This is a genomic window from Streptococcus devriesei DSM 19639 (assembly GCF_000423725.1).
Taxonomy (GTDB): Bacteria; Bacillota; Bacilli; order Lactobacillales; family Streptococcaceae; genus Streptococcus; species Streptococcus devriesei.
The window spans coordinates 132,070-152,435 of the sequence record NZ_KE384084.1 but is presented as its reverse complement, the minus strand read 5'-3'; the positions used below and the strand labels follow the sequence as shown (position 1 = coordinate 152,435).

General features: G+C 41.0%; 21 protein-coding genes. 3 read left to right on the top strand and 18 right to left on the bottom strand.

All coding sequences use genetic code 11. The features are described 5' to 3' along the window. Positions 1-6 precede the first annotated feature (6 nt). Together G573_RS0106845 and G573_RS0106840 are read right to left on the bottom strand one after the other, a co-directional pair. Positions 7-1,284 carry a pyrimidine-nucleoside phosphorylase gene (locus tag G573_RS0106845; protein WP_027976014.1) on the bottom strand — a complete coding sequence of 426 codons (1,278 nt, stop codon included), beginning with the start codon at positions 1,282-1,284 and terminating at the stop codon, positions 7-9. Positions 1,285-1,391: 107 nt separating this feature from the next. Then, positions 1,392-1,985 carry a class I SAM-dependent methyltransferase gene (locus G573_RS0106840; RefSeq protein ID WP_027976013.1) on the bottom strand — a complete coding sequence of 198 codons (594 nt, stop codon included), beginning with the start codon at positions 1,983-1,985 and terminating at the stop codon, positions 1,392-1,394. A 96-nt stretch (positions 1,986-2,081) separates the two neighbouring features. Between G573_RS0106840 and coaA the strand changes: the two genes are divergently transcribed. Together coaA and rpsT are read left to right on the top strand one after the other, a co-directional pair. After that, the gene (gene coaA, locus G573_RS0106835) at positions 2,082-3,002 is read left to right on the top strand and encodes a type I pantothenate kinase (protein WP_027976012.1); all 921 of its coding nucleotides are present in this window, start codon (positions 2,082-2,084) and stop codon (positions 3,000-3,002) included. Positions 3,003-3,055: 53 nt separating this feature from the next. Continuing rightward, entirely contained in the window at positions 3,056-3,307 is a 252-nt protein-coding gene (rpsT, locus tag G573_RS0106830) for a 30S ribosomal protein S20 (protein WP_084522383.1), read from the top strand. Between the two features lie 154 nt (positions 3,308-3,461). Here rpsT and G573_RS0106825 read toward each other — a convergent pair whose 3' ends face one another. The 16 genes from G573_RS0106825 to truB form a co-directional block, all read right to left on the bottom strand. Next, positions 3,462-4,781, bottom strand: coding sequence for a sensor histidine kinase (locus tag G573_RS0106825; RefSeq protein ID WP_027976010.1), 1,320 nt, complete (start codon positions 4,779-4,781; stop codon positions 3,462-3,464). Next, entirely contained in the window at positions 4,771-5,445 is a 675-nt protein-coding gene (ciaR, locus tag G573_RS0106820) for a three-component system response regulator CiaR (protein WP_027976009.1), read from the bottom strand. Before ciaR ends, G573_RS0106825 begins: the two co-directional genes overlap by 11 nt. 522 nt (positions 5,446-5,967) lie before the next feature. After that, entirely contained in the window at positions 5,968-6,561 is a 594-nt protein-coding gene (locus G573_RS0106810; RefSeq protein WP_027976008.1) for a hypothetical protein, read from the bottom strand. A 669-nt stretch (positions 6,562-7,230) separates the two neighbouring features. Then, complete coding sequence (locus G573_RS0106800) at positions 7,231-9,777, bottom strand: M1 family metallopeptidase (RefSeq protein WP_027976007.1); 2,547 nt, start codon at positions 9,775-9,777, stop codon at positions 7,231-7,233. 42 nt (positions 9,778-9,819) lie between these two features. Continuing rightward, on the bottom strand, positions 9,820-10,473 hold the full coding sequence (gene phoU / locus G573_RS0106795) for a phosphate signaling complex protein PhoU (protein WP_027976006.1): 654 nt from the start codon (positions 10,471-10,473) through the stop codon (positions 9,820-9,822). Positions 10,474-10,500: 27 nt separating this feature from the next. Next, positions 10,501-11,259, bottom strand: a complete 759-nt coding sequence (pstB, locus tag G573_RS0106790) for a phosphate ABC transporter ATP-binding protein PstB (RefSeq protein ID WP_027976005.1) — start codon at positions 11,257-11,259, stop codon at positions 10,501-10,503. Between the two features lie 11 nt (positions 11,260-11,270). Beyond that, complete coding sequence (gene pstB, locus G573_RS0106785) at positions 11,271-12,074, bottom strand: phosphate ABC transporter ATP-binding protein PstB (RefSeq protein ID WP_027976004.1); 804 nt, start codon at positions 12,072-12,074, stop codon at positions 11,271-11,273. A 10-nt stretch (positions 12,075-12,084) separates the two neighbouring features. Further along, on the bottom strand, positions 12,085-12,972 hold the full coding sequence (gene pstA, locus G573_RS0106780; protein WP_027976003.1) for a phosphate ABC transporter permease PstA: 888 nt from the start codon (positions 12,970-12,972) through the stop codon (positions 12,085-12,087). Beyond that, complete coding sequence (gene pstC, locus G573_RS0106775) at positions 12,962-13,897, bottom strand: phosphate ABC transporter permease subunit PstC (protein WP_027976002.1); 936 nt, start codon at positions 13,895-13,897, stop codon at positions 12,962-12,964. Before pstC ends, pstA begins: the two co-directional genes overlap by 11 nt. A 92-nt stretch (positions 13,898-13,989) precedes the next feature. After that, entirely contained in the window at positions 13,990-14,853 is an 864-nt protein-coding gene (locus tag G573_RS0106770; RefSeq protein WP_027976001.1) for a phosphate ABC transporter substrate-binding protein PstS family protein, read from the bottom strand. A 98-nt stretch (positions 14,854-14,951) separates the two neighbouring features. Next, positions 14,952-16,259: an RsmF rRNA methyltransferase first C-terminal domain-containing protein gene (locus G573_RS0106765; RefSeq protein ID WP_027976000.1), complete on the bottom strand. Its 1,308-nt coding sequence runs from the start codon at positions 16,257-16,259 to the stop codon at positions 14,952-14,954. Positions 16,260-16,312: 53 nt separating this feature from the next. Next, entirely contained in the window at positions 16,313-17,071 is a 759-nt protein-coding gene (locus tag G573_RS0106760) for an inositol monophosphatase family protein (protein ID WP_027975999.1), read from the bottom strand. Further along, positions 17,061-17,339: a UPF0223 family protein gene (locus G573_RS0106755; RefSeq protein ID WP_027975998.1), complete on the bottom strand. Its 279-nt coding sequence runs from the start codon at positions 17,337-17,339 to the stop codon at positions 17,061-17,063. The genes G573_RS0106760 and G573_RS0106755 overlap by 11 nt, the downstream gene beginning before the upstream one ends. Then, complete coding sequence (gene spx / locus G573_RS0106750) at positions 17,332-17,745, bottom strand: transcriptional regulator Spx (protein WP_027975997.1); 414 nt, start codon at positions 17,743-17,745, stop codon at positions 17,332-17,334. The genes G573_RS0106755 and spx overlap by 8 nt, the downstream gene beginning before the upstream one ends. Before the next feature lie 55 nt (positions 17,746-17,800). Then, positions 17,801-18,721, bottom strand: a complete 921-nt coding sequence (locus G573_RS0106745) for a bifunctional riboflavin kinase/FAD synthetase (RefSeq protein WP_027975996.1) — start codon at positions 18,719-18,721, stop codon at positions 17,801-17,803. Positions 18,722-18,748: 27 nt separating this feature from the next. Then, entirely contained in the window at positions 18,749-19,630 is an 882-nt protein-coding gene (gene truB, locus G573_RS0106740) for a tRNA pseudouridine(55) synthase TruB (protein WP_027975995.1), read from the bottom strand. 179 nt (positions 19,631-19,809) lie between these two features. On the opposite strand from truB, the gene G573_RS0106735 reads away from it, so the two are divergent. Next, the gene (locus tag G573_RS0106735; protein ID WP_027975994.1) at positions 19,810-20,316 is read left to right on the top strand and encodes an NAD(+) diphosphatase; all 507 of its coding nucleotides are present in this window, start codon (positions 19,810-19,812) and stop codon (positions 20,314-20,316) included. The last annotated feature ends 50 nt before the right edge of the window (positions 20,317-20,366 follow it).

Below are 20,366 nucleotides of genomic sequence, written 5' to 3'. Positions count from 1 at the left end.
TAATAATTAAGTAATGATTCTTAAAATCTCATTTACTCTCAATTCATCCTTATCTATTTTAACATTTTTTTTGAATTCTGTAAGCATGTTTTCAGATAATTTTTCATTGGAGTAAACCCTTGCAATCCGATCTCCTTTTTGAACAGGATCCCCAACTTTTTTCTCAAAAACAATTCCTGTTTCATAATCCAGTTGATCCGTTTTAACCGCTCGGCCGGCTCCCAGACGCATGGCAAAAAGACCAAATGTTAAAGCCGGCAGCTCTTTGATATAGCCTTCCTCATCTGCAGTAATTTCGGTGACAACCGGTGCTGATGACGGTCGGTACAAATCTGCTAAATCGCCTCCTTGGCTGACAACCATTTCTTCGAATTTCTTCAGTGCCTGACCGTTTGTTAAATGTTCACGAATAGCTGTCAGACTTGCTTGTTTCCCAGCTAATTCCAACATCAGCTGAGCCAGCTCGCAGATAAAATCTGTCAGATCTTCGCGGCCCTGTCCCTGCATGATCTGCAAAGCTTCCAGAACTTCTAAACGATTGCCGATAGCCTGTCCTAGAGGCTGACTCATGTCAGTGATGACAGCAATTGTTTGCCGTCCCATTTCTTTCCCCAGAGCAACCATGGTTTTGGATAAGGTTTCTGCATCTTCCAAGGTCTTCATAAAAGCACCGTCGCCAACAGTCACATCCAGTAAAATACGGTCTGCTCCGGCAGCAATTTTTTTACTCATGATGGAACTGGCGATCAAAGGAATAATATCTACCGTCGCTGTAACATCGCGCAGGGCATAGAGCATCTTGTCTGCTTTAACCAGATTGTCAGACTGACCGATAACTGCCAAGCCAACCTTTTGGACCTGTTGGATAAAATCTGCCTGAGCCAGTTCAATCTGATAGCCCTTAATGGATTCCAGCTTATCAAGTGTTCCGCCGGTATGTCCGAGACCGCGGCCGCTCATTTTAGCAACAGGCACCCCAAAGCTCGCTACCAACGGTACTAATATCAAAGTCACCTTGTCACCGACACCGCCGGTTGAATGCTTATCTACTTTTATACCAGGAATGGCAGACAAATCAATCTCCTCACCCGAATGAACCATGGCCATGGTCAGATCATGTGTTTCTCTGGTTGTCATTCCTCTAAAATAAACAGCCATGGCAAAGGCAGACATCTGATAATCAGGCACTCGCCCATCAGTGTAGGCCTCAATAAGCCAATTTATTTCCTGCCTTGTCAATTCATGACCGTCTCGCTTTTTTTGAATTAAATCAACTGCTCTTATCATTAAACTACCCAAAACGCTTAGAAAACAGCCGAATACAGACATTCTTGGGAAATTCTGTTTCCCGGAACAAGACTGTCACATTCATCCTGCCTCTCTCGTCTTTATTACCTTTCTTTCTTACTCCTAAGAACATAATAGCCCTTGTCTCTTTTTAAGACAGCAGCATTGCCAAAAACCTGCTCCATCTTTGCTTTAGCACTGGGAGCTCCTTGTTTTTTCTGAATGACGATTGTCAGGCTGCCGCCTGTATTCAGATGCTCAATACTGCCTTCAATGATGGCATGAACAACCTCTTTGCCGGCTCTGATGGGAGGATTGCTGATAATGGCATCGAAAAGCCCTGAAACATTTTCATAGATATTTGACTGAAAAATACTGGCCTTGACCCCATTTTTTTCAGCATTCATTTTAGCCAAATCCAGTGCCCGCCTATTAACATCAACCATGGTTACTTCAAGACTGTAAACCCTAGCCAGAGAAATACCCAAGGGACCGTAGCCGCAGCCGACATCAAGCAGGGTCTTTTCTTTCTCAAAGTCAAGACTGTTTAAAAGAACCTGACTGCCGTAATCAACCATTTTTTTGCTGAAAACACCTGAATCCGTTAAAAAATGAAAGGTTTGTCCCAGTAAATTGACATTTATGTCTTTTAACTCATGCTTACTGTCAGGATTTTCTGTATAGTACATATTATTCATAATATTTTTGACTCCTGTTTTACGCTAATCAATTTTAGCATACTTTGAAACGGTTTTCAATTCAATATGGTATAATGTTCTTCGAAGGAGGATTTCATGGCAAACGAGTTTATTAATTTTGAAAAAATTTCCCGTCGTACCTGGCAGCGTCTGCACCAAAAATCACAGCCGCCTTTGAACGTGACAGAATTAAATTCCATTAAGAGTCTCAATGACCAAATCAGTATTCAGGATGTTACCGACATTTATCTGCCTTTAATCAGTCTGATAAAAATCTATAAAAGAGCCCAAGAAAATCTCAGCTTTTCCAAAAGTATTTTTCTGCAAAAAGATCTCAATAACCGTCCCTTTATTATCGGAGTTTCTGGCTCTGTTGCTGTCGGCAAGTCTACTACCAGCCGGCTCCTGCAGCTTTTACTGGCAAGAACATTTAAAAACTCCAGTGTGGAGATGGTTACGACTGATGGTTTTTTATACCCCAATGCCGTTCTTTCTGCTAAAAATATGCTGAATCGCAAGGGTTTTCCCGAGAGTTATGACATGGAGCTTCTGCTCAACTTTCTGGACAGCATGAAAAATGGGCAGACTGCAGAGATTCCCGTTTACTCGCATGAAATCTATGATATTGTGCCGGGCCAAAGCCAAACCCTTACTGCACCTGATTTTCTGATTGTGGAAGGTATCAATGTCTTTCAAAATCCTTTAAATAACCGTCTTTATATGAGCGATTACTTTGATTTTTCAATCTATATAGATGCCGACATCAGGCATATTGAAAATTGGTACCTTGAACGCTTTTCAACTTTGCTGGATTTGGCGGAGAACGATGAAGAAAACTACTATCACCGCTTCTTGAAGATGGGAAAAGAGGGAGCTCTTGATTTTGCCAGAGAAATTTGGAAAAACATCAACCTCGTTAATCTGGAAAAGTATATTGAGCCCACGCGAAATCGCGCTGAGTTGATTCTCCATAAGGCCAATGACCATAAAATAGATGAAATTTACCTGAAAAAGTGATAAAGGCTTGTCAAATGCTCAGAATTTCTATATAATAGTGTAGTTATCATAATTTGGAGGTAAAGACATTGGCAAATATTAAATCAGCGATTAAACGCGCTGAACTCAACGTTAAGCAAAACAGCCGCAATTCAGCTCAAAAATCAGCTATGCGTTCTGCTGTCAAAGCTTTTGAAGCAAACCCAACTGAAGAACTTTTCCGTGCTGCTTCTTCCAGCATCGACAAAGCTAAATCAAAAGGTTTGATTCATAAAAACAAAGCAAGCCGCGATAAAGCACGCCTTGCACGTCAGTTAGCTAACTAAAAAGTCGGACTAGTCCGACTTTTTTCTTTTTGGGAAATCCGACTGGCAGTGCATCTGCGGTACAAAAAAATACCTCCGAAGCCTTTTGGTAAAGTGAAATACTCCAGAGGTATTTTTTTGTCCTAATAGTTATGGGGGGTACAGAATCTGCTTTTTACTTACTGGCTGCCAAACGGACTTCAAAAATAGCTCCCTGCGGTTTCTTATCTTTGACAATGATACTGCCTTTTAAGCTATCGGTAATCTGCTTAGCCAGAGACAAGCCCAGACCAAAACCGCCCTTTTGCCGAGTTCTGGCCTTATCAACACGGTAAAAGCGATCGAAAATTCTCTTCTTATCCGTATCCGAAATTCCTTGACCGTTGTCAGCCACCGATAAAATCAGGCTGCGATCTGTTGTTTTAACATCGATCCAAATTTCTCCATCTTGATCCGTGTATTTGACCGCATTGTCAAAAAGAATGGTCATCAATTGTTTGAGCAGGGTTTTATCAGTTTTAATCTGACGGCTGACCTTATTTGTAATATGCAGGGTTTTTCCGCTTTCCTGTGCAATCATCGCATAGTTTTTAAAGGTATCATCAAAAAAGCTGGGGTTGACCTCCGTTATTTCAGGCTCAATGCCATCATCACGGCGCGCCAGATTAAGGAGATTAGTTGTCAGCATCCTCATATTTCTGACTTCTTCCAAACTGGAAGCGATGGATTCTGACGATTCTAAAATAGTAGCTTCAGGCTTTCTAAACAAGCTTTCCAAGCGATTTTGCAAGACTGCCAGCGGTGTCCGCAGTTCATGGCTGGCATTTTCCACGAAAGATTTCTGCTTTTCGTAATTCTCTAAAATAGGTCTGCGGCTCCACTTAGCCAAATAGACACTGGCAATAACCGAAATCAGCCAAAAGACAATCATAACGCTGATAATAATCGTCACATAGCGCTGATTGGCTTCCTCCAGCTGAGTTGTGTTAATCACAATCGTTGCAAATTTTACCTGAGGGTAAAAAGCATTATCCACTTTAACTGTTACGGTTCTGTATTTTTCTGTTTGACCATAGATATTCTTGGCTCTTTGCTCAGCAATAGCGCCTAAATTGTGCAGTTTGGGATGAATACGGTATAAGGGTGAAAAAGCATTGATATTATTGACAACATTATGTTTTTTATCATAAAGAATCGTATCTGTATTGGCAGCCATTTGGCCATCCGGCTTGATTTTAAAGGGGGATCCTTCGCTGTCTTCGTCCATGGCATCACTAACCATAGTATTTCTGACCATGGCCATATTGACATAATCATCAATATTTTTCGTCGCCTTTTTGAGACTGTCATCAACGGAAGAATAAATACCAAAGCGCATGACCTGTATAATAATGACAGTCATCACCAAGAATATTCCCGTAAATACACCGAAGAAATGGCTGAAAAAGGAGGCATTTTCGCCATGCCTGTTTTTTTGTCTTAATTTAATTAGCATCCTTCAAAATATATCCTACACTGCGCAATGTCTGCAAATTTTTTCCAAACTGAGTATCTTTGAGTTTTTTTCTGATTTTAGACACATAGACTTCAACGACAGAAATAGTCGTGTCACTGTCAAAGCCCCAGATTCGATCAAAAATCTGTGATTTAGGCAAAATAACATTTTGATTCTGCAGGAAATAAACCAGCAAATCAAACTCCTTGCCAAGCAGTTCAACTTCCTTACCGTTTACTTTGGTCGTATTAGTAGATGTATCTACCGTTAAGTCACCGTATACAAGGTTTTTATCGGTGAATTTTCCTGAGCGCTTGAGAAGAGCCTGAATGCGCATTTTCAGCTCTTCCAGATAAAAAGGCTTTGTCAGATAGTCATCAGCTCCCAATTCAAAGCCATGCCCCTTATCATCCAGCCCTTCTTTAGCCGTCATAATCAAGACAGGTGTGGTAATCCCTTTTTCACGCAATTCCTTCAAAACCTGAAAGCCGCTTTTTTCAGGCAGCATCAAATCCAATAAAATCAAATCGTAAACGCCGCTTTCGGCTTCATAAAGGCCTTCTTCCCCATCAAAAACCTGCATAACGTCAGCAAAATCGTCTAGAAAGTCAAAGATAGAATTTGACAGACTTAAATCATCTTCTACTAATAATATTTTTATCATGTTCCGGCTCCTTTTCTTCCTTTCTATTATAGCATGACTTAGAAGTTTTCGACTAGTTATTTCCGGAAAGAGGACGCTCCTTTAAATCAGCCTTTAGCAAGAGCTGCAATCAATACAGTTAAGGCAGATTTTGCCGCCAGTGAGAGAAAAATGGGGTTAGTAAATACTTTTTCCATCGATAAACCTCTTCTTTCTTTCAGAATAATCTCAGTTTAACCTACCATTCTTAAAAGAGGCTTAATGATGAATAGTATTGAAAAAATACGACTGTTTGGAAAAACTCAATGAAGATTTACGAATAGTTCTATTGAGACAGCAGATACATTACATTACGGAGAAAGTAAAAAATATCTTTGCAGAAAGATTACCACTGAGTAGTGTCATTCAAAGAATAAAAAAGACTCAGTCCTGACTGATACAGGACCAAATCTTTTGAGTTCTATAATATCTAAAAAAGTGTCCCAGTTTTACAAAGATTTACAAAGAGCTTTCAAATAATTATTAAGCAAAGGGATTTTAAAACTAATAAATATTACGTACGTAAGAAGTTGAACCAATTTGCTTGCCATTAGCATAAGTAACAACAACTTCTTTTATTTTTGTAGGTTGAGCCGGATCGTAATACTGACTAAGTTTTACAGTTACATTTTTATTAACCGCCGCAGCTAATCCTAAACCTGCACCTGCAGCATTTATAAATGGTTTTGCTGGGCCGGCAACAAGAGCCATAATTTTAAGCATGGCAGCTTGTACAGACTGAACATATCCTAAATTATACGTCGTGGATGCAACATAATTCCATGCTCCTCGGCGAAAACCGGCAGTTGCTCTGGAATATGAATTTCCATTAGAAACATCTGGAATATAATCATGACTATTATTAACTTCAACATTAGACACAGTACCATCAATATCAGTCAGTGTTCCTGTAGTAATGTCTAAATAAGCTGATAATCCTGTTTGACTATCAGTAACAGAAATAATGTTATTATTTTGTGATACTGTATAACCATCAATATTATATGTATCTGCATATGTGGTATTTGCAATGATAAAACAAATCATACTGTATAATAAGACGACCATAAAACCAAAGATATTTCGTTTCATTTTCATATTGCTACTCCTTCCTAAAATAAGAAATAAAAATCCCTAAGCCTATTATTCCAGCAATTACTAATATAGCATTGCTATTTTTCAATCCCCAAATTAACAAAAATATATCAATTAATAGGATAAATATAGATGTAAATAGCCTACTTTTACTCATAGCAACCTCCTAGAAGAATAACTCTGCAGTAGTACAGCTGGGACACAGCAAAGATCATTATGAATATTTTATTTTTAAAAATCGTGCTTGCCTTCTAGCGTTTTAACGCTTGGTTTCATATTCAATATCATTTTTATCTTCCCGCTTTTGTCTCATCCTACCATACTTTCTATTTTTCCTCAAGCATATAACTTTATTCTCAGTACTTTTTCAAAAGTCCAATTCTTTGATTTTACTGAAGACATCTTAAGGTCTTTCTCAGATATCGAAAACAAATTAAAAATAATTGAAAATAGACTCGTTCTAAGGCTAAATCAAAGGCAATCAGCAGTTTCATCAAGGATATAAAAAAGTCCTTAGCTTTAGAAAATTTTATGATTCTCATCACTCTGAGTATCAAAAAAGAGAAAACCAACTTGGTCTTCTCAATACATTAAAATAAACCATCCACTACAGTTGACAATGAGCCAATAAAATCTGTTTTAGCTGATCTTATTTTCAAGTTTCTCAGCCCCTCAAAAATGACCTGTAACAGCCTGCCAAACAGCAGCTTTTTCTCTTTCAATCAAAGCTGTTCTGGCTGAGATTTCCTTGATTCCCATCGTAATGTTCCGGCTGATCGCCAAATTATCCAACTGCGGTTCAAAGAAAGCTTTATATTCTTCTAAACGTTGATTGGTTTTAAAAATATTGGCCGGAATAATGACAAAGCTGTCAAAACTCATATCGCCGCCAAGCGTATCTTTAATCCACTCCCAGTTGCTGCGCGCCCATGTCCAGAACGCTTCCTGAGTAAAAGGTTCACTGAGGAAAAGCCTGTACCAAAGCGACAGATCCTGAGGTTTAATGACATCTTTATTTTTCAGCTCGTTCAAAATCCTCTCAAGCGTTGCTTGTGATTTTGTTTGTGCCAAAGCACCGGCTAACTGTCTGCGGAAATTCCCGTCGTTGGTCAGCACATAAGTATCCAAATAAAGTGTTACCAGATCATCAGTTTCAGCATGCTTGATTTGATTGGTCAAGACAGCGAGCCGGACTGCAGCCGGGATAGATTCGATGTTGCCTTTGTGCCTTTCAAAAAGCGCCTGCGCTTTTTCATTGGCGTCAGGATCATCGGCATAAATCATATTAGCCAAAACAATCTGACGAACCATCTCATCCTCATCGCTCTCCTGATCTGACTTCTCAAAACCAAGACGCTGATAATTGGCCTGATAAACATCACGAACTAAGGATTTAAAATCTGCTTCGATTTGGCTGCCTTCTTCTAAGAATCTTTCGATACCGGCCACCAACTGATGGCTTGCCGACATGACCATATAAGAAGTTTCAGCTGACAAGCTTGACAAAAGCGCCACCAGTTCAGCGTAAGAAATCTGACCGCTCTCTGCCAGCAATCGGCGCTCTTGGATAATCTGAAGTTTGGAAGTGTGATCAAGTCGGTCAAAATCCGCCAGAACAGCCTCTAACAGCTGACCGTCATAATTACTGATATAGTGAGCAGTGTTGCCTGTATTCAAGCGCAAAGGCCCTTTATCCTTATTGTCAGCAAGCAGCTGCGTAAAGTTAGGAATTTCAATAGCTTCTTCTTCTAAGGTATCAGGCAGACCGGACCAATTGCTGTTAAGCGGAATTGGCCAAAGACGTCCGGCTTCTTCATAATCGCCAATGAAAAATTGCTTTTGCGAAATACGAAGTTTGTCATCTTGGACGGTCAATGTTACTAAAGGATAGCCCGGCTGCTCTAACCAAGCATCCATAAAGCTGGCAACATCCTTGCCGGAAGCAGCTGACAGTGCATTCCAAAGATCGCGGCCGACAGTGTTGGCATATTGATATTTTTCAAAATAGCTCCTCAAGCCCGCGGCAAAATCTTTATCCCCAAGCCAGCGGCGAAGCATGTGCATCAAACGGCTCCCCTTGGCATAAACGATAGCTGCATCAAAAATGGTATTAATCTCATCCGGATGTTTAACAGTGACATGCACAGACTGAACACCATCTGTCGCATCCCGCTTAAGAGCATGCGGAACACCGCTTGTCTGGAAGTCCTCAAAAATATTCCAGTCGGGTTCAATAGCATCAACCGCAACGTATTCCATCATGTTGGCGAAGCTTTCATTAAGCCAAAGATCATCCCACCATCTCATGGTAACTAAGTTACCGAACCATTGGTGAGCCAACTCATGGGCAATCACAAGCGCTACCTGCTGACGGCTGCTTGCTGTTGAATTATCATCAACTAAGAGATAGACTTCCCGGTAGGTAATCAGTCCCCAGTTTTCCATAGCACCGGCGGAAAAATCCGGAAGAGCCAGATGATAGGACTGCGGAATTGGATACTGAACGCCAAAATAGCCTTCATAAAAATCAATAACACGAACAGCAATGTCCAAGGCAAAATCAACTGAGTCACTGTTTTGAGCCTCAGTCGCAAAAACACCTACTTCCGTACCATTCTTTGTGCGGGCCTTTTTCCCATGAAGACTGCCGACAGCAAAAGCTAAAAGATAAGAAGACATTCTTGGAGTTGTATCAAAGGTCCAAACACCTGTTTCTTCACGGCGGCTGATATTAATTTCGGGCATATTAGAGAGGGCGATATCGCCCTCTTCCTGATCAAATTTCAGTGCCAAATCAAAGGTCGCTTTTGCTTCCGGCTCGTCAATACTCGGAAAAGCTTCACGGGCAAAGTGACTTTCAAACTGCGTTGAAACAATCTCCTTTTTAACCCCATTAACAGTATAATAAGAAGGATAGATGCCCGTCATATTATCTGTAATCTTACCTGCAAATTCCAAAACCAGAGTCATGCTGCCGGTTTCAGGGAGTTCAATATGAACAGCCTCATGATCATTGTCCAGTTCGTAAACCAACTCAGTATTATCCAAAAGAACAGAGCTGATCGTCAAATTTTTCTGATGCAGCGAAATCACATTGTCAAGCGCTTCTCCGTTGATAGCTACGTTACCGGAGAAAGTTCTTTGCTGCCGGTTAATGTCTAGAAAAATATTATAATTTTCAGGCACAAACTTTTCAATAAAGTGTTCTACAGATTCCATGTATCTCCCTTATTATTTCAAAATTTCTAAATTATTATTGTATCATAATTCAATGATTTTTCCAGTTTTAAGATAGACAATCCATTCACAAATATTGCGTGCATAATCACCGATTCGTTCAAGATACATCAGCACTTGGAAATACTCCTTACCTGCAAAAGCAGCATCTGGTGTCTGCTTGATTTCTTCGACTGCCAGATTTTGGATATCTTTGAAATAGTTATCAATCACTTCATCGGTTGCAGCGATCTCATAAGCTTTTTTATCATCACCGTTGATATAAGCATTCAAAGCATCCTCTACCATATGCTTAACAGCCTTGCCCATCTCGCTGATCTTTTCTTCTACATCAAGCAGGCGCTCCTCACCTTTCATGCGAATAGTCGCCTTGGCAATTGAGGAAGCATGGTCACCCATCCGCTCGATGTCACTCGACGCTTTGAGAACTGTAATAACGGTTCTCAAATCATTAGAGACAGGCTGCTGCAGAGCGATAATTTCGAGAGATTTTTTTTCTAGTTTCGTTTCATACTCGTTTACCACATCATCATCAGCGATAACTTCTTTGGCCAAGTCGCGGTCGTGACTGACAAAAGCACGCACAGTCTTGTTGATCTGTGCCAGCACTTCTGTACCCATCGCGTAAAATTGATTGTGTAATTTATCTAATTCTTCTTCAAATTGCGATCTTAACATGTTCTCATCTCTTTTCTATTATTATTTTTATCCAAACTTACCTGTAATATAATCTTCAGTTTCTTTTTTCTGCGGATTCAGGAACATTTCTTTAGTATTGCCGTATTCGATCAAATCTCCGGCAAGGAAAAAGCCTGTTCGGTCAGAAATACGCGAAGCCTGCTGCATGGAACGTGTAACGACAATCATCGTGTATTTTTCTTTTAAATCATAGAGCGTATCTTCGATTTTCCCAGCTGAGATAGGATCCAAGGCCGAGGTCGGTTCATCCAGCAGAATAATCTGCGGGCTGGTCGCCAGAACTCTGGCAATGCAGACACGCTGCTGCTGCCCGCCGGACAGGCCAATTGCTGAATCATGCAGACGGTCTTTTACTTCATTCCAAATTGAGGCACCGTTCAAAGACTTTTCAACAGCTTCATCAAGAATCTTCTTATCCTTAATACCCTTTAAACGCAAACCGTAAACAACATTTTCATAGATAGTCATCGGAAAAGGATTGGGCTGCTGGAAAACCATACCGATTTCCTTGCGCAGCTCTACTGTGTCTGTCCGCGGACTGTAAATATTATGTCCGTTGTACATAATAGAACCTGTGACCGTTACTTCGGGATTAATATCTCCCATGCGGTTGATGGCACGCAGCAAAGTTGATTTACCGGACCCTGACGGACCAATTAAAGCAGTGATTTCTTTAGGATAGAAATCAATGGATACATTATTAAGTGCTTTCTTTTTACCGTAATAAACAGACAAATCAGTTACTTTTAAAATAGGTTCTGTCATCGCTTTCCTTTCTATCCAAAGTGTCCAGACACATAATCACTGGTTGATTTTAATTTAGCATTTTGGAAAATATTATTTGTTGTGTCATACTCAATCAAATCTCCCAAATAGAAAAAGGCTGTATAATCACTGGCGCGGGCCGCCTGCTGCATATTGTGAGTAACGATGATAATTGTGTAATTTTTCTTTAGGTCAAACATCGTTTCTTCTAACTGCATAGTCGCCACAGGATCAAGAGCTGAGGCCGGTTCATCCATTAACAAAATGTCAGGTTTCACCGCAATAGCCCGAGCGATGCACAGACGCTGCTGCTGCCCTCCCGAAAGAGTAAAGGCAGACTTATGCAAATCGTCCTTGACTTGCTCCCAAAGCGCCGCCTGTTTTAGAGACGTCTCAACAATTTCATCCAAGACTTTCTTATCTTTAATACCGGCACGTTCATAAGCAAATGTAATGTTTTTGTAGATCGATTTAGCAAAAGGATTTGGTCTTTGGAAAACCATGCCAATGTGCTTGCGCATTTCATAAACATTGATATTTGGGGCATTGACATCAATTCCCTCATACATGATTTCTCCGGTTACTTTGGCAATATCGATAGTATCATTCATTCGATTGAGACTGCGGAGGAAAGTTGACTTCCCGCAGCCTGACGGACCGATTAAAGCTGTAATTTTGTTCTTCTCAAACTGCATATCAATCCCGTTAATCGCCTCATTTTCACCATAATAGACATGTAAGTCCTTGGTTGACAAGGCGAGGTTCCCTTCCGGAAAAGTAATGATATGCCTTTCATTCCAATTATAATCTGCCATTTGTCCTCCTTTAGGCTGCTGATGTCAGCTTAGCATGCAGTTTTTTACCAATGTAACGTGCTGACAAGTTAAAGATAAGGATAAAAACAAGTAAAACTGCCGCACTGCCTTCAGATACTTTGGTAGCATCCGGAATAGTTCCTTCACTGTTAACCTTCCAAATATGGACAGCCAAGGTTTCCGCCTGACGGAAAATTGAAATCGGACTTGTCGTACTAAGCGGATTCCAGTTTCCCCAATCCAGAGCCGGAGCAGATTGACCTGCTGTATAAATCAATGCCGCTGCTTCCCCGAAAATACGGCCGGAAGCAAGCACAATACCGGTCACAATCCCCGGGAGTGCTTCCGGAATAACTACATGGAGCACGGTTTCCCAACGAGAGATACCCAAGGCAAGACCAGCCTCGCGCTGAGTATGATGGACGTTTCTCAAACTGTCTTCGATGTTACGCGTCATCTGCGGTAAATTGAAAACGGTCAGCGCCAGAGCACCTGAAATGATGGAAAAACCATATTGAAACTGCACAACAAAAATTAAATACCCAAACAGACCGACAACCACAGATGGCAGAGAAGACAAGATTTCAATACAGGTACGGATAAAATCTGTCAAGCGGCCCTTTTTAGCGTATTCAGACAAATAAATGCCTGCTCCCATAGACAAGGGAATGGAAATAATCAGTGTTACGATTAAAAGAAAGAAGGAATTATAAAGCTGAATGCCGATACCGCCGCCAGTTTCATAGGATGAAGAGCGGCCTGTCAGGAAGTGCCAGTCAATACTGGGAATTCCCCGTACAAGAATAAAAAGTAAGAGCGATACCAAAATGGTAATAATAATACCGGCAATGGTATATAAAATACCAGTAACTAATTTATCCAGTTGTTTAGCGTGCATAATTTTTCTTACCTTCCCTTGTAATAAATTTCATCAGCATATTAAAGGCCAAACTCATAATCAGAAGGACTAAGGCCAGTGACCAAAGAACATTATTTTGGACGGTTCCCATGACTGTATTGCCGATTCCCATTGTCAAGACAGAAGTCAGAGTGGCTGCAGGTGTGGTCAGAGAAGTCGGAATAACTGCTGAATTTCCGACAACCATCTGAATCGCCAAAGCTTCACCGAAAGCGCGAGCCATCCCGAAAATCACTGCTGTAAAAATACCAGGTTTTGCCGCATTTAAAATAACACGCCAAATCGTTTGCCAGCGGGTAGCTCCCATAGCAAGACTAGCTTCTTTATAGTGTCTTGGAACAGCTTTTAAACTGTCAACAGTCATAAAGGTAACAGTCGGCAAAATCATAACAAACAGGACAAAAACCCCGGATAAAATACCGAATCCTGTACCGCCGAACAAGGTTCTGACGAAAGGTACCACAATCTGCAAACCGATAAATCCGTAAACAACCGATGGAATGCCGACAAGCAGCTCCACAACAGGCTGCAGAATTTTGGCTCCGTATTTAGGTGAAATTTCAGTCATGAAAACTGCTGCTCCAATGGCAAAAGGTGTCGCAATCAAAGCTGATAAAATGGTAACAATGAAAGACCCTAAGATCATTGGCAAAGCTCCCAGCAAGGGTTTGCCGTCCGGTCCTTTCACATTAGGCTGCCAGTCTTTTCCAAAAAGAAATTTGAATGGGCTGATTTTATCCACAAAGAAAGTTGACAGACCTTTTTGAGCAACAAAAATAAGAATCATCGCAACGATAAGGACAATCAAAGCCAAACAGCAAAAGGTAATTGTTTTACCGAATTTTTCTAAACGAGAATTTTTAGAAGGTGATGTCAGCTTTTTAATCAGTTCTTGATTTTTCATGATTCCTCCATACATCAAGATAAGAACTTCGAAAAGCAATAAAAGCAGCTAAATCGGCTAAGTAACTTTTATTCCTTTCGCTTATATCATAATCATTTAGCCGTTACAGTGCCGTCAGCACTTTTAACAACTTTCATATCATTAACAGAAATGTAACCCATTCGAGGTACGATACTCTTTTGCACCTCTTTACTCATCATGAATTCCAAAAATTCTTTGGTTAAGCCTTTGGCTTTTCCTTTGGTATACATGTGTTCATAAGACCAGAGCGGCCAGTCGTTAGTTGTTACATTTTTTACAGTTGGTTTAAAGCCGTTCAATTGCAAAGATTTTACTGAGCTGTCGACATAGGCAAAAGCCAGATAGGAAATCGCACCCGGAGTCTGTGAAACGATTGATTTTACCATACCGTTGGAATCTTGCTCCTGACTTTGCTTGGCATCTTTTCCATCCATGATGACACTGTCAAAGGTTGCCCGAGAGCCAGAACTGGCAGCTCGGTTAATAATAGAAATTTCTAAATCCTGACCGCCTACCTGTTTCCAGTTGGTATACTCACCCGTAAAAATTTTTCGCAGCTGTTCAACCGTCAAATTGGAAACCTTCACATTTTTATTTGCAATCACAGCAATTCCCGCAACTGCAACCTGATGGTCAACCAGTTCTTTGGCATTAATCCCGTCTTTTTCTTCGGCAAAAAGGTCACTGTTGCCAATCTGAACAGCACCTGACTGTACTTGCGAAAGCCCTGTACCGGAACCGCCGCCTTGGACATTGATAGTTTTACCTAAATTAGACTGAGAAAATTCATCTGAAGAAGCCTCTACTAAAGGCTGCAGAGCTGTTGAACCGACACTGGTTATTGTCTGCCCCTTATCAATCCAGCTGGAACACGCCGCTAAGCTCAGACCGGCTACAGCCAGCGCTAAGGATAAAACTATTTTTTTCTTTCTCATTTACTTGCTTTCCTTTCCTAATCAATTATAACAATAAAATAAATGAAACGGTTTGCAATTGTAAAATTTTTTTAAAATGTATTCTATAACATTTACACTTAGAAACGAAGACCCTTAGGAAAATAATTCTTTAGCGTATTGCCAGTTACCTTGGCAAAACCTAGGCCGTTCCCGTTTATAAGAATATGATACCAGCCTTTTTCATAATCTTTGGAGAGGGACAGAACATTTCCAGAAACATAAGTTTTGAACTGTTCTACATCAATTTCAATAGACTGTACTACTTCACCTTTTCGTAAAGCCAGTCCCAGGGCAAAAGACGGTTCAAACCGGTTCTTCTTGAAGGTTCCTAAATGCAGGCCGTTTCTGGCGATTTTCAGCGTGGAGAGATCCGGCAGTCCCTGCGGAACTAAATAAAGCTGATTGCCAAAAGTTTGGTACTGACCTTCTAATTTAACCTTAAGATATTTATCAGCAAAAGTCTGCCAAAGTTCTTCCTGATCTTTTTTCAAATAAGATTTAACATTTTTGGATAGAAGAGACGGCTGAGCCCGCCGCTTATCCCGGAGTTTGGCTACAAACTGTCCTTCCCCTTTAAAACAATGGGGATACATCCGTGCAGCTTCGGGCATATCAATGCCTTCGGTCATCCCATTAATCTTGGGAACATCTTCCAGCTCCAAATAATCATAGTGTGAGAGGAGCCAGCGGATGATGTCTTCATTTTCTTCCGGAGCCCATGTGCAGGTTGAATAGACTAAACTGCCGCCAAAAGCCAGCATTTTTACAGCTTCTTGCAGTATCTCTTTTTGAAGATCGGCACACTCTGCCGGATAATCTTCGTGCCAATATTGCATGGCTACCGGGTCTTTTCGGAACATTCCTTCACCCGAACACGGTGCATCCAAGACAATCATATCAAAATAATGGTCAAAGGTTTGAGCCAGATTTTTTGGACTTTCATTGGTAACAAGGATATTTCTGGCACCAAAGCGTTCTACATTTTCCACGAGAACCTTACTGCGCTTTTTAGAAATCTCGTTGCTCACCAAAATACCTGTATTATCCAGATAAGAAAGCAGATGAGTGGTTTTCCCTCCCGGCGCTGCTGCCAAATCGAGCACTTTCATTCCTTTTGCAGGTGCTGCTGCCTGAGCAACCATCTGAGCAGCCGGTTCCTGAGAATAGACTAGGCCTGAGACATGCTCAGCAGATCGGCCGGAAACCTTGCCATAATAGCCCCAATCTGTGTTTGGAATGGGATTTTCAAAAGAAAGCTGACGGCCTTTTAAAGGATTGGTTCGAAAAGCAGCAACTGCTTCTTCTTTGAAACTTGCGAAAAAATCGTCAGCTTCACTTCCCAAAATATTTTGATATTTTTCGACAAATTTTTCAGGTAATGACATATAAATAATCTACTTCTGTCCTATCCAAGACAAGTACCCTGTCAGACAAGATACTATTTAATATATTTTTGAATTTCTTTTAATTTAGCCTTGGGAATAAACATAACCATCTGCCGGCTTTTATAGTCAGGTTTATGGCCGTACAAATCAAGAATGGTATAACCCAGTTTTTCTCCCATAATGCTGCCTGCAGCGTAATCCCAGGGAGCAATATTAGAAAAATAAGCGATAAAACGCCCTTCTAAGATACGGCAAATACTAAGTCCTGCACTGCCAATCCCGCGAATCCCCAGAGTCTGGCGGCCTAAGTCAGCTACCCCCATAATATTTTGGGCGCACATGGCACTGTTGGCGCCGATTAAAGAACGCTTGAAAGGTCTGTCTTGAAAAGAAGGCAGCGGCTTGTCGTTAGCCCTTACTTCAAATTGGCCGCCGCCGCTGTAAAGAACATCGTTCATGACATCATAAATGAGTCCGAATTGACCAATACCATTTTCATAGTAAGCGATCATAACAGCAAAATCACAGCCCTGAACAATAAAATTAACTGTTCCGTCAATCGGATCCAAAACCCAGACGCAGCCATCGTCTATATCTGATACAAGACCTTCCTCTTCTGCAAAAAAATGGTCTTCCGGATAAGCGCTGTGAATTCGTTCAACCATCAATTCTTGAACAGCCTTATCTAAATCCGTAACCAAATCATCAAAACGCGACTTTTCTTCAATTACTAAATCGTGTGTCATATTATCACGAATGTAGCGTCCCGCTTCATAAATCAGCTCTTTTGCAAATTGAAATTTAGTTTCCAAGGGAGATAAATCCTTTCTCTTTAGACTTTGCCGCCTGAACTGCACGGTAGACAGAATAGCCGCTGACCTTTTCAAACTCACGGTCAATTTGCTTTTCCTGCGACTTACTGCTGACAACATTCTTATATTTTTTGTAGCCTTCTAAAAGGCGGGCAGCTTCAACTTTGCTTTCGTAAGCCTTTTCGATCAAATTTAAAAAAGAAAGCACTGAGGTTATTTCTTCAGTGCTCCACGATAAATCTAAAGGATAAGAATAGCTTTTAGTCATCTTCTTCCTCAGTTTCTGCTTTAATCGTTGCCTGACGCAGTTCTTGTTTGCGGTAATCTCGTGGTAAAAAAGCCCGAATCTCATCTTCGTTAAAACCAATCTGCATGCGCTTATCATCCATAATAATCGGACGGCGGAGCAGACTGGGATTTTTAGAAATAAGGTTAATCAGCTCAGAGACAGACAATTCATCCACATCAATATCTAATTTTTGAAAAACTTTTGAACGTGTTGAAATAATATCTTCGGTTCCATTTTCGGTATAGGAGAGAATCTTCAATAAATCATCGCGGCTCAGAGGGCTTGTGATGATATTGTGTTCCCGAAAGGCAACATCGTGTTTATTTAACCAAGCCCTTGCCTTACGGCAACTTGTACAGCTAGGCGATAAAAATAAGGTAATCATAACCTACCCCTTTATTCATACTTCTTTTTATTATACAAGATTTTGAGTGACTTGGCTATGCTTTTCCCCAATTTAGGGCAAATTCTTTATCTGTTTCAAGCTGCTTAACTAGATCATCAATGCCGTTAAACTTGACCATTTCACGAATTTTATCCAGCCATAAAATTTCAATTGTTTCCCCGTAGATATCTCCGTCAAAATCAAAGATATTGGCTTCTAAGCGCAGCTCTGTTCCGCCAAAGGTAACATTTTTGCCTATACTGGTCATGGAGCGGTAGCGTTTTTCGCCTACTAAAACATCAGCCACATAAACGCCGTCTGCCGGTAGATAGGTGCGATCAATAGGTGCCAGATTGGCCGTTGGAAAACCGATCGTCCGCCCTCTGGCATCACCGTGCACAACAATTCCCCGTGTTGAAAATTCGTAGCCTAAAAGCTGATTGACCTGAGCAACATCTCCTTGGCCGATCAAGCGGCGCACTCGAGTTGAGCTGATTTTTTCCTGCTGATACTGTACTTCAGGCACCGTAATGACTTGGCCGGAAAAATTACGCTTCAGATAGTCGGAATCTGTTTTGTTGTGGCCAAATTTATAGTCAAAACCAACAACGACAGCCTTTGCGTTAAGGGCCTTAATATAGTCGTTGATAAAATCATCAGAACTGGTTTTGGCAAAATCCGAGGTGAAGTCAGTCAGGTAGAGATCATCGACCCCATATTCTTCAAACTTAGCATAACGTTTTTCCGGGTAATTGATATGATTAAGCAGCTCTTGGCTGAAGCGCGAGAAAGCCAGCTGAGGAGATTCCGGAAAAGTCAGTACAACGATTTTCAATTTTTCTTTCTCAGCCAGTATTTTCGCTTCCTCAAACAGCTTCCTATGCCCCTTATGAAGAGCATCAAAATAGCCTAAAACCAGAACTGACGCCTCTTGGCGGCTGATGTCCTTATGGCTGCGAATTCTAAAAATATTCATCTTATATCATCTTTCTAAAACACTTTTTTAAAGAAACACTTTTTTAGGTTTGTAAAAAGCTTCTCGTTTTTCCAAGACAGCGACAAGCTTATCTTCATAAAAAGCGGCCAGCAGCTCATCTTTTTGAGGCAGGCTGATGCGTCTGCCAAAGGAAATTTCGGTGGCCTCTTCCTCACTAAGGACTGCATGCGGCAGGGACAGAACACCGTACTCAATCGGTAAAATAAAAGAAAAATCGCCTGCTGCAGCCTTATCTGCAATCTCACTTAAACTTAAAGCCTTATCTAATGTTAGACCAGCTGAAGCAGTTCTTTCGAGAAAGGACATGTGGCTGGCATAGCCAAGCCGTGCCCCTAAATCAACGGCTAAGGTTCTGACATAGGTTCCTTTGCTGCAGACAACTCTAAAAGCAAAAGAACACAGATCGTCTTTAAAAATCAAATCGCCGGTACGCTTAAAATCATAGATGGTCACCTGACGCTCGGGCCGCTCAACAGTCTCACCGGCACGCGCATAGTCATAAAGTTTACGGCCATTGACTTTGACTGCCGAATACATAGGGGGAATTTGCTTGATCTGACCGACAAAGGTCAACATGACTGCATCAACATCTTCTTCTGTCAGATGCTTGTCCACCGGTGTTTTCTCAACAATCTCACCGCCGGCATCTTCTGTTGTGGTTGAAAAACCAAGGGTCACCTGCCCTTCATAGACCTTGCCGGAGTCTGTCATGTATTCCAAAACACGGGTCGCCTTGCCCAAAGCAATGGGCAGCACCCCGACGACATCAGGATCAAGCGTCCCGCCATGGCCGATTTTCTTTTCCTGCAAAATCTTTCGAAGCTTAAAAACCGCATCGTGTGAGGTCATTCCCGCTTCTTTCTTAAGATTGATAATTCCTGAAATCATAATTCCTATTATAGCATAGAATACTGAGAGCTGGTCAATTGAAAACTGTTATCTGTCTAGACTTGCGGCAGGGGATGGGAAAATTCCATTTTAATAATGGATTTAGACCGGTAAAATCAAAACTTAAGACGTTTTACGAGAGCTGTTTTTTCTGTTAAAATAAGGACAAAGGAGCTCCTATGACTTATCACATTCAAAAATTTTGTACAGAATGCGGAACAAAATTACAGCCTAAATTTTTAGAAAATGAAGGCCTCATTCCTTACTGTAAGAACTGTCAGGCCTTTCGTTTCCCTATTTTTAATACAGCCTGCAGTATGATTGTCCAAAACGAAAGGCAGAATAAAATACTGCTCATTAAACAATACAACAGACCGGATTATATCTTGGTTGCCGGTTACATCTCTCAAGGTGAAAGTGCCGAAGCAGCTGTCAAGCGTGAAATTCAAGAGGAAACCGGTCTGAAGGTGACATCGCTCCGTTTTAATCAGAGCCAGTATTTCGAAAAATCCAATACGCTCATGCTCAATTTTGCCGTTACGGTCTCTGGAGATATTGTTCCCAACAGTGAAATTGATGACTGGGCCTGGTTTGATCTTAACAAAGCTAAAAAAGAAATTAAAGACGGCAGTTTGGCAGAAAAATTTTTGCTGGCCTATTTGGCAAAAAGACGTAAAGCATTGTAAGGCTTGGGTAAAGCTCAGAAACATGTCAGCAGTTTTTGCTTTTTCTTAAC

What these genes read in the sequence shown, in the direction of transcription:
- G573_RS0106840 (WP_027976013.1), bottom strand. Translation starts at nt 1,985, where the DNA reads ATGAATAATATGTACTATACAGAAAATCCTGACAGTAAGCATGAGTTA.
- coaA (WP_027976012.1), top strand. Translation starts at nt 2,082, where the DNA reads ATGGCAAACGAGTTTATTAATTTTGAAAAAATTTCCCGTCGTACCTGG.
- G573_RS0106825 (WP_027976010.1), bottom strand. Translation starts at nt 4,781, where the DNA reads ATGCTAATTAAATTAAGACAAAAAAACAGGCATGGCGAAAATGCCTCC.
- ciaR (WP_027976009.1), bottom strand. Translation starts at nt 5,445, where the DNA reads ATGATAAAAATATTATTAGTAGAAGATGATTTAAGTCTGTCAAATTCT.
- G573_RS0106810 (WP_027976008.1), bottom strand. Translation starts at nt 6,561, where the DNA reads ATGAAAATGAAACGAAATATCTTTGGTTTTATGGTCGTCTTATTATAC.
- G573_RS0106800 (WP_027976007.1), bottom strand. Translation starts at nt 9,777, where the DNA reads ATGGAATCTGTAGAACACTTTATTGAAAAGTTTGTGCCTGAAAATTAT.
- phoU (WP_027976006.1), bottom strand. Translation starts at nt 10,473, where the DNA reads ATGTTAAGATCGCAATTTGAAGAAGAATTAGATAAATTACACAATCAA.
- pstB (WP_027976005.1), bottom strand. Translation starts at nt 11,259, where the DNA reads ATGACAGAACCTATTTTAAAAGTAACTGATTTGTCTGTTTATTACGGT.
- pstB (WP_027976004.1), bottom strand. Translation starts at nt 12,074, where the DNA reads ATGGCAGATTATAATTGGAATGAAAGGCATATCATTACTTTTCCGGAA.
- pstA (WP_027976003.1), bottom strand. Translation starts at nt 12,972, where the DNA reads ATGCACGCTAAACAACTGGATAAATTAGTTACTGGTATTTTATATACC.
- pstC (WP_027976002.1), bottom strand. Translation starts at nt 13,897, where the DNA reads ATGAAAAATCAAGAACTGATTAAAAAGCTGACATCACCTTCTAAAAAT.
- G573_RS0106770 (WP_027976001.1), bottom strand. Translation starts at nt 14,853, where the DNA reads ATGAGAAAGAAAAAAATAGTTTTATCCTTAGCGCTGGCTGTAGCCGGT.
- G573_RS0106765 (WP_027976000.1), bottom strand. Translation starts at nt 16,259, where the DNA reads ATGTCATTACCTGAAAAATTTGTCGAAAAATATCAAAATATTTTGGGA.
- G573_RS0106755 (WP_027975998.1), bottom strand. Translation starts at nt 17,339, where the DNA reads ATGACTAAAAGCTATTCTTATCCTTTAGATTTATCGTGGAGCACTGAA.
- spx (WP_027975997.1), bottom strand. Translation starts at nt 17,745, where the DNA reads ATGATTACCTTATTTTTATCGCCTAGCTGTACAAGTTGCCGTAAGGCA.
- G573_RS0106745 (WP_027975996.1), bottom strand. Translation starts at nt 18,721, where the DNA reads ATGAATATTTTTAGAATTCGCAGCCATAAGGACATCAGCCGCCAAGAG.
- truB (WP_027975995.1), bottom strand. Translation starts at nt 19,630, where the DNA reads ATGATTTCAGGAATTATCAATCTTAAGAAAGAAGCGGGAATGACCTCA.
- G573_RS0106735 (WP_027975994.1), top strand. Translation starts at nt 19,810, where the DNA reads ATGACTTATCACATTCAAAAATTTTGTACAGAATGCGGAACAAAATTA.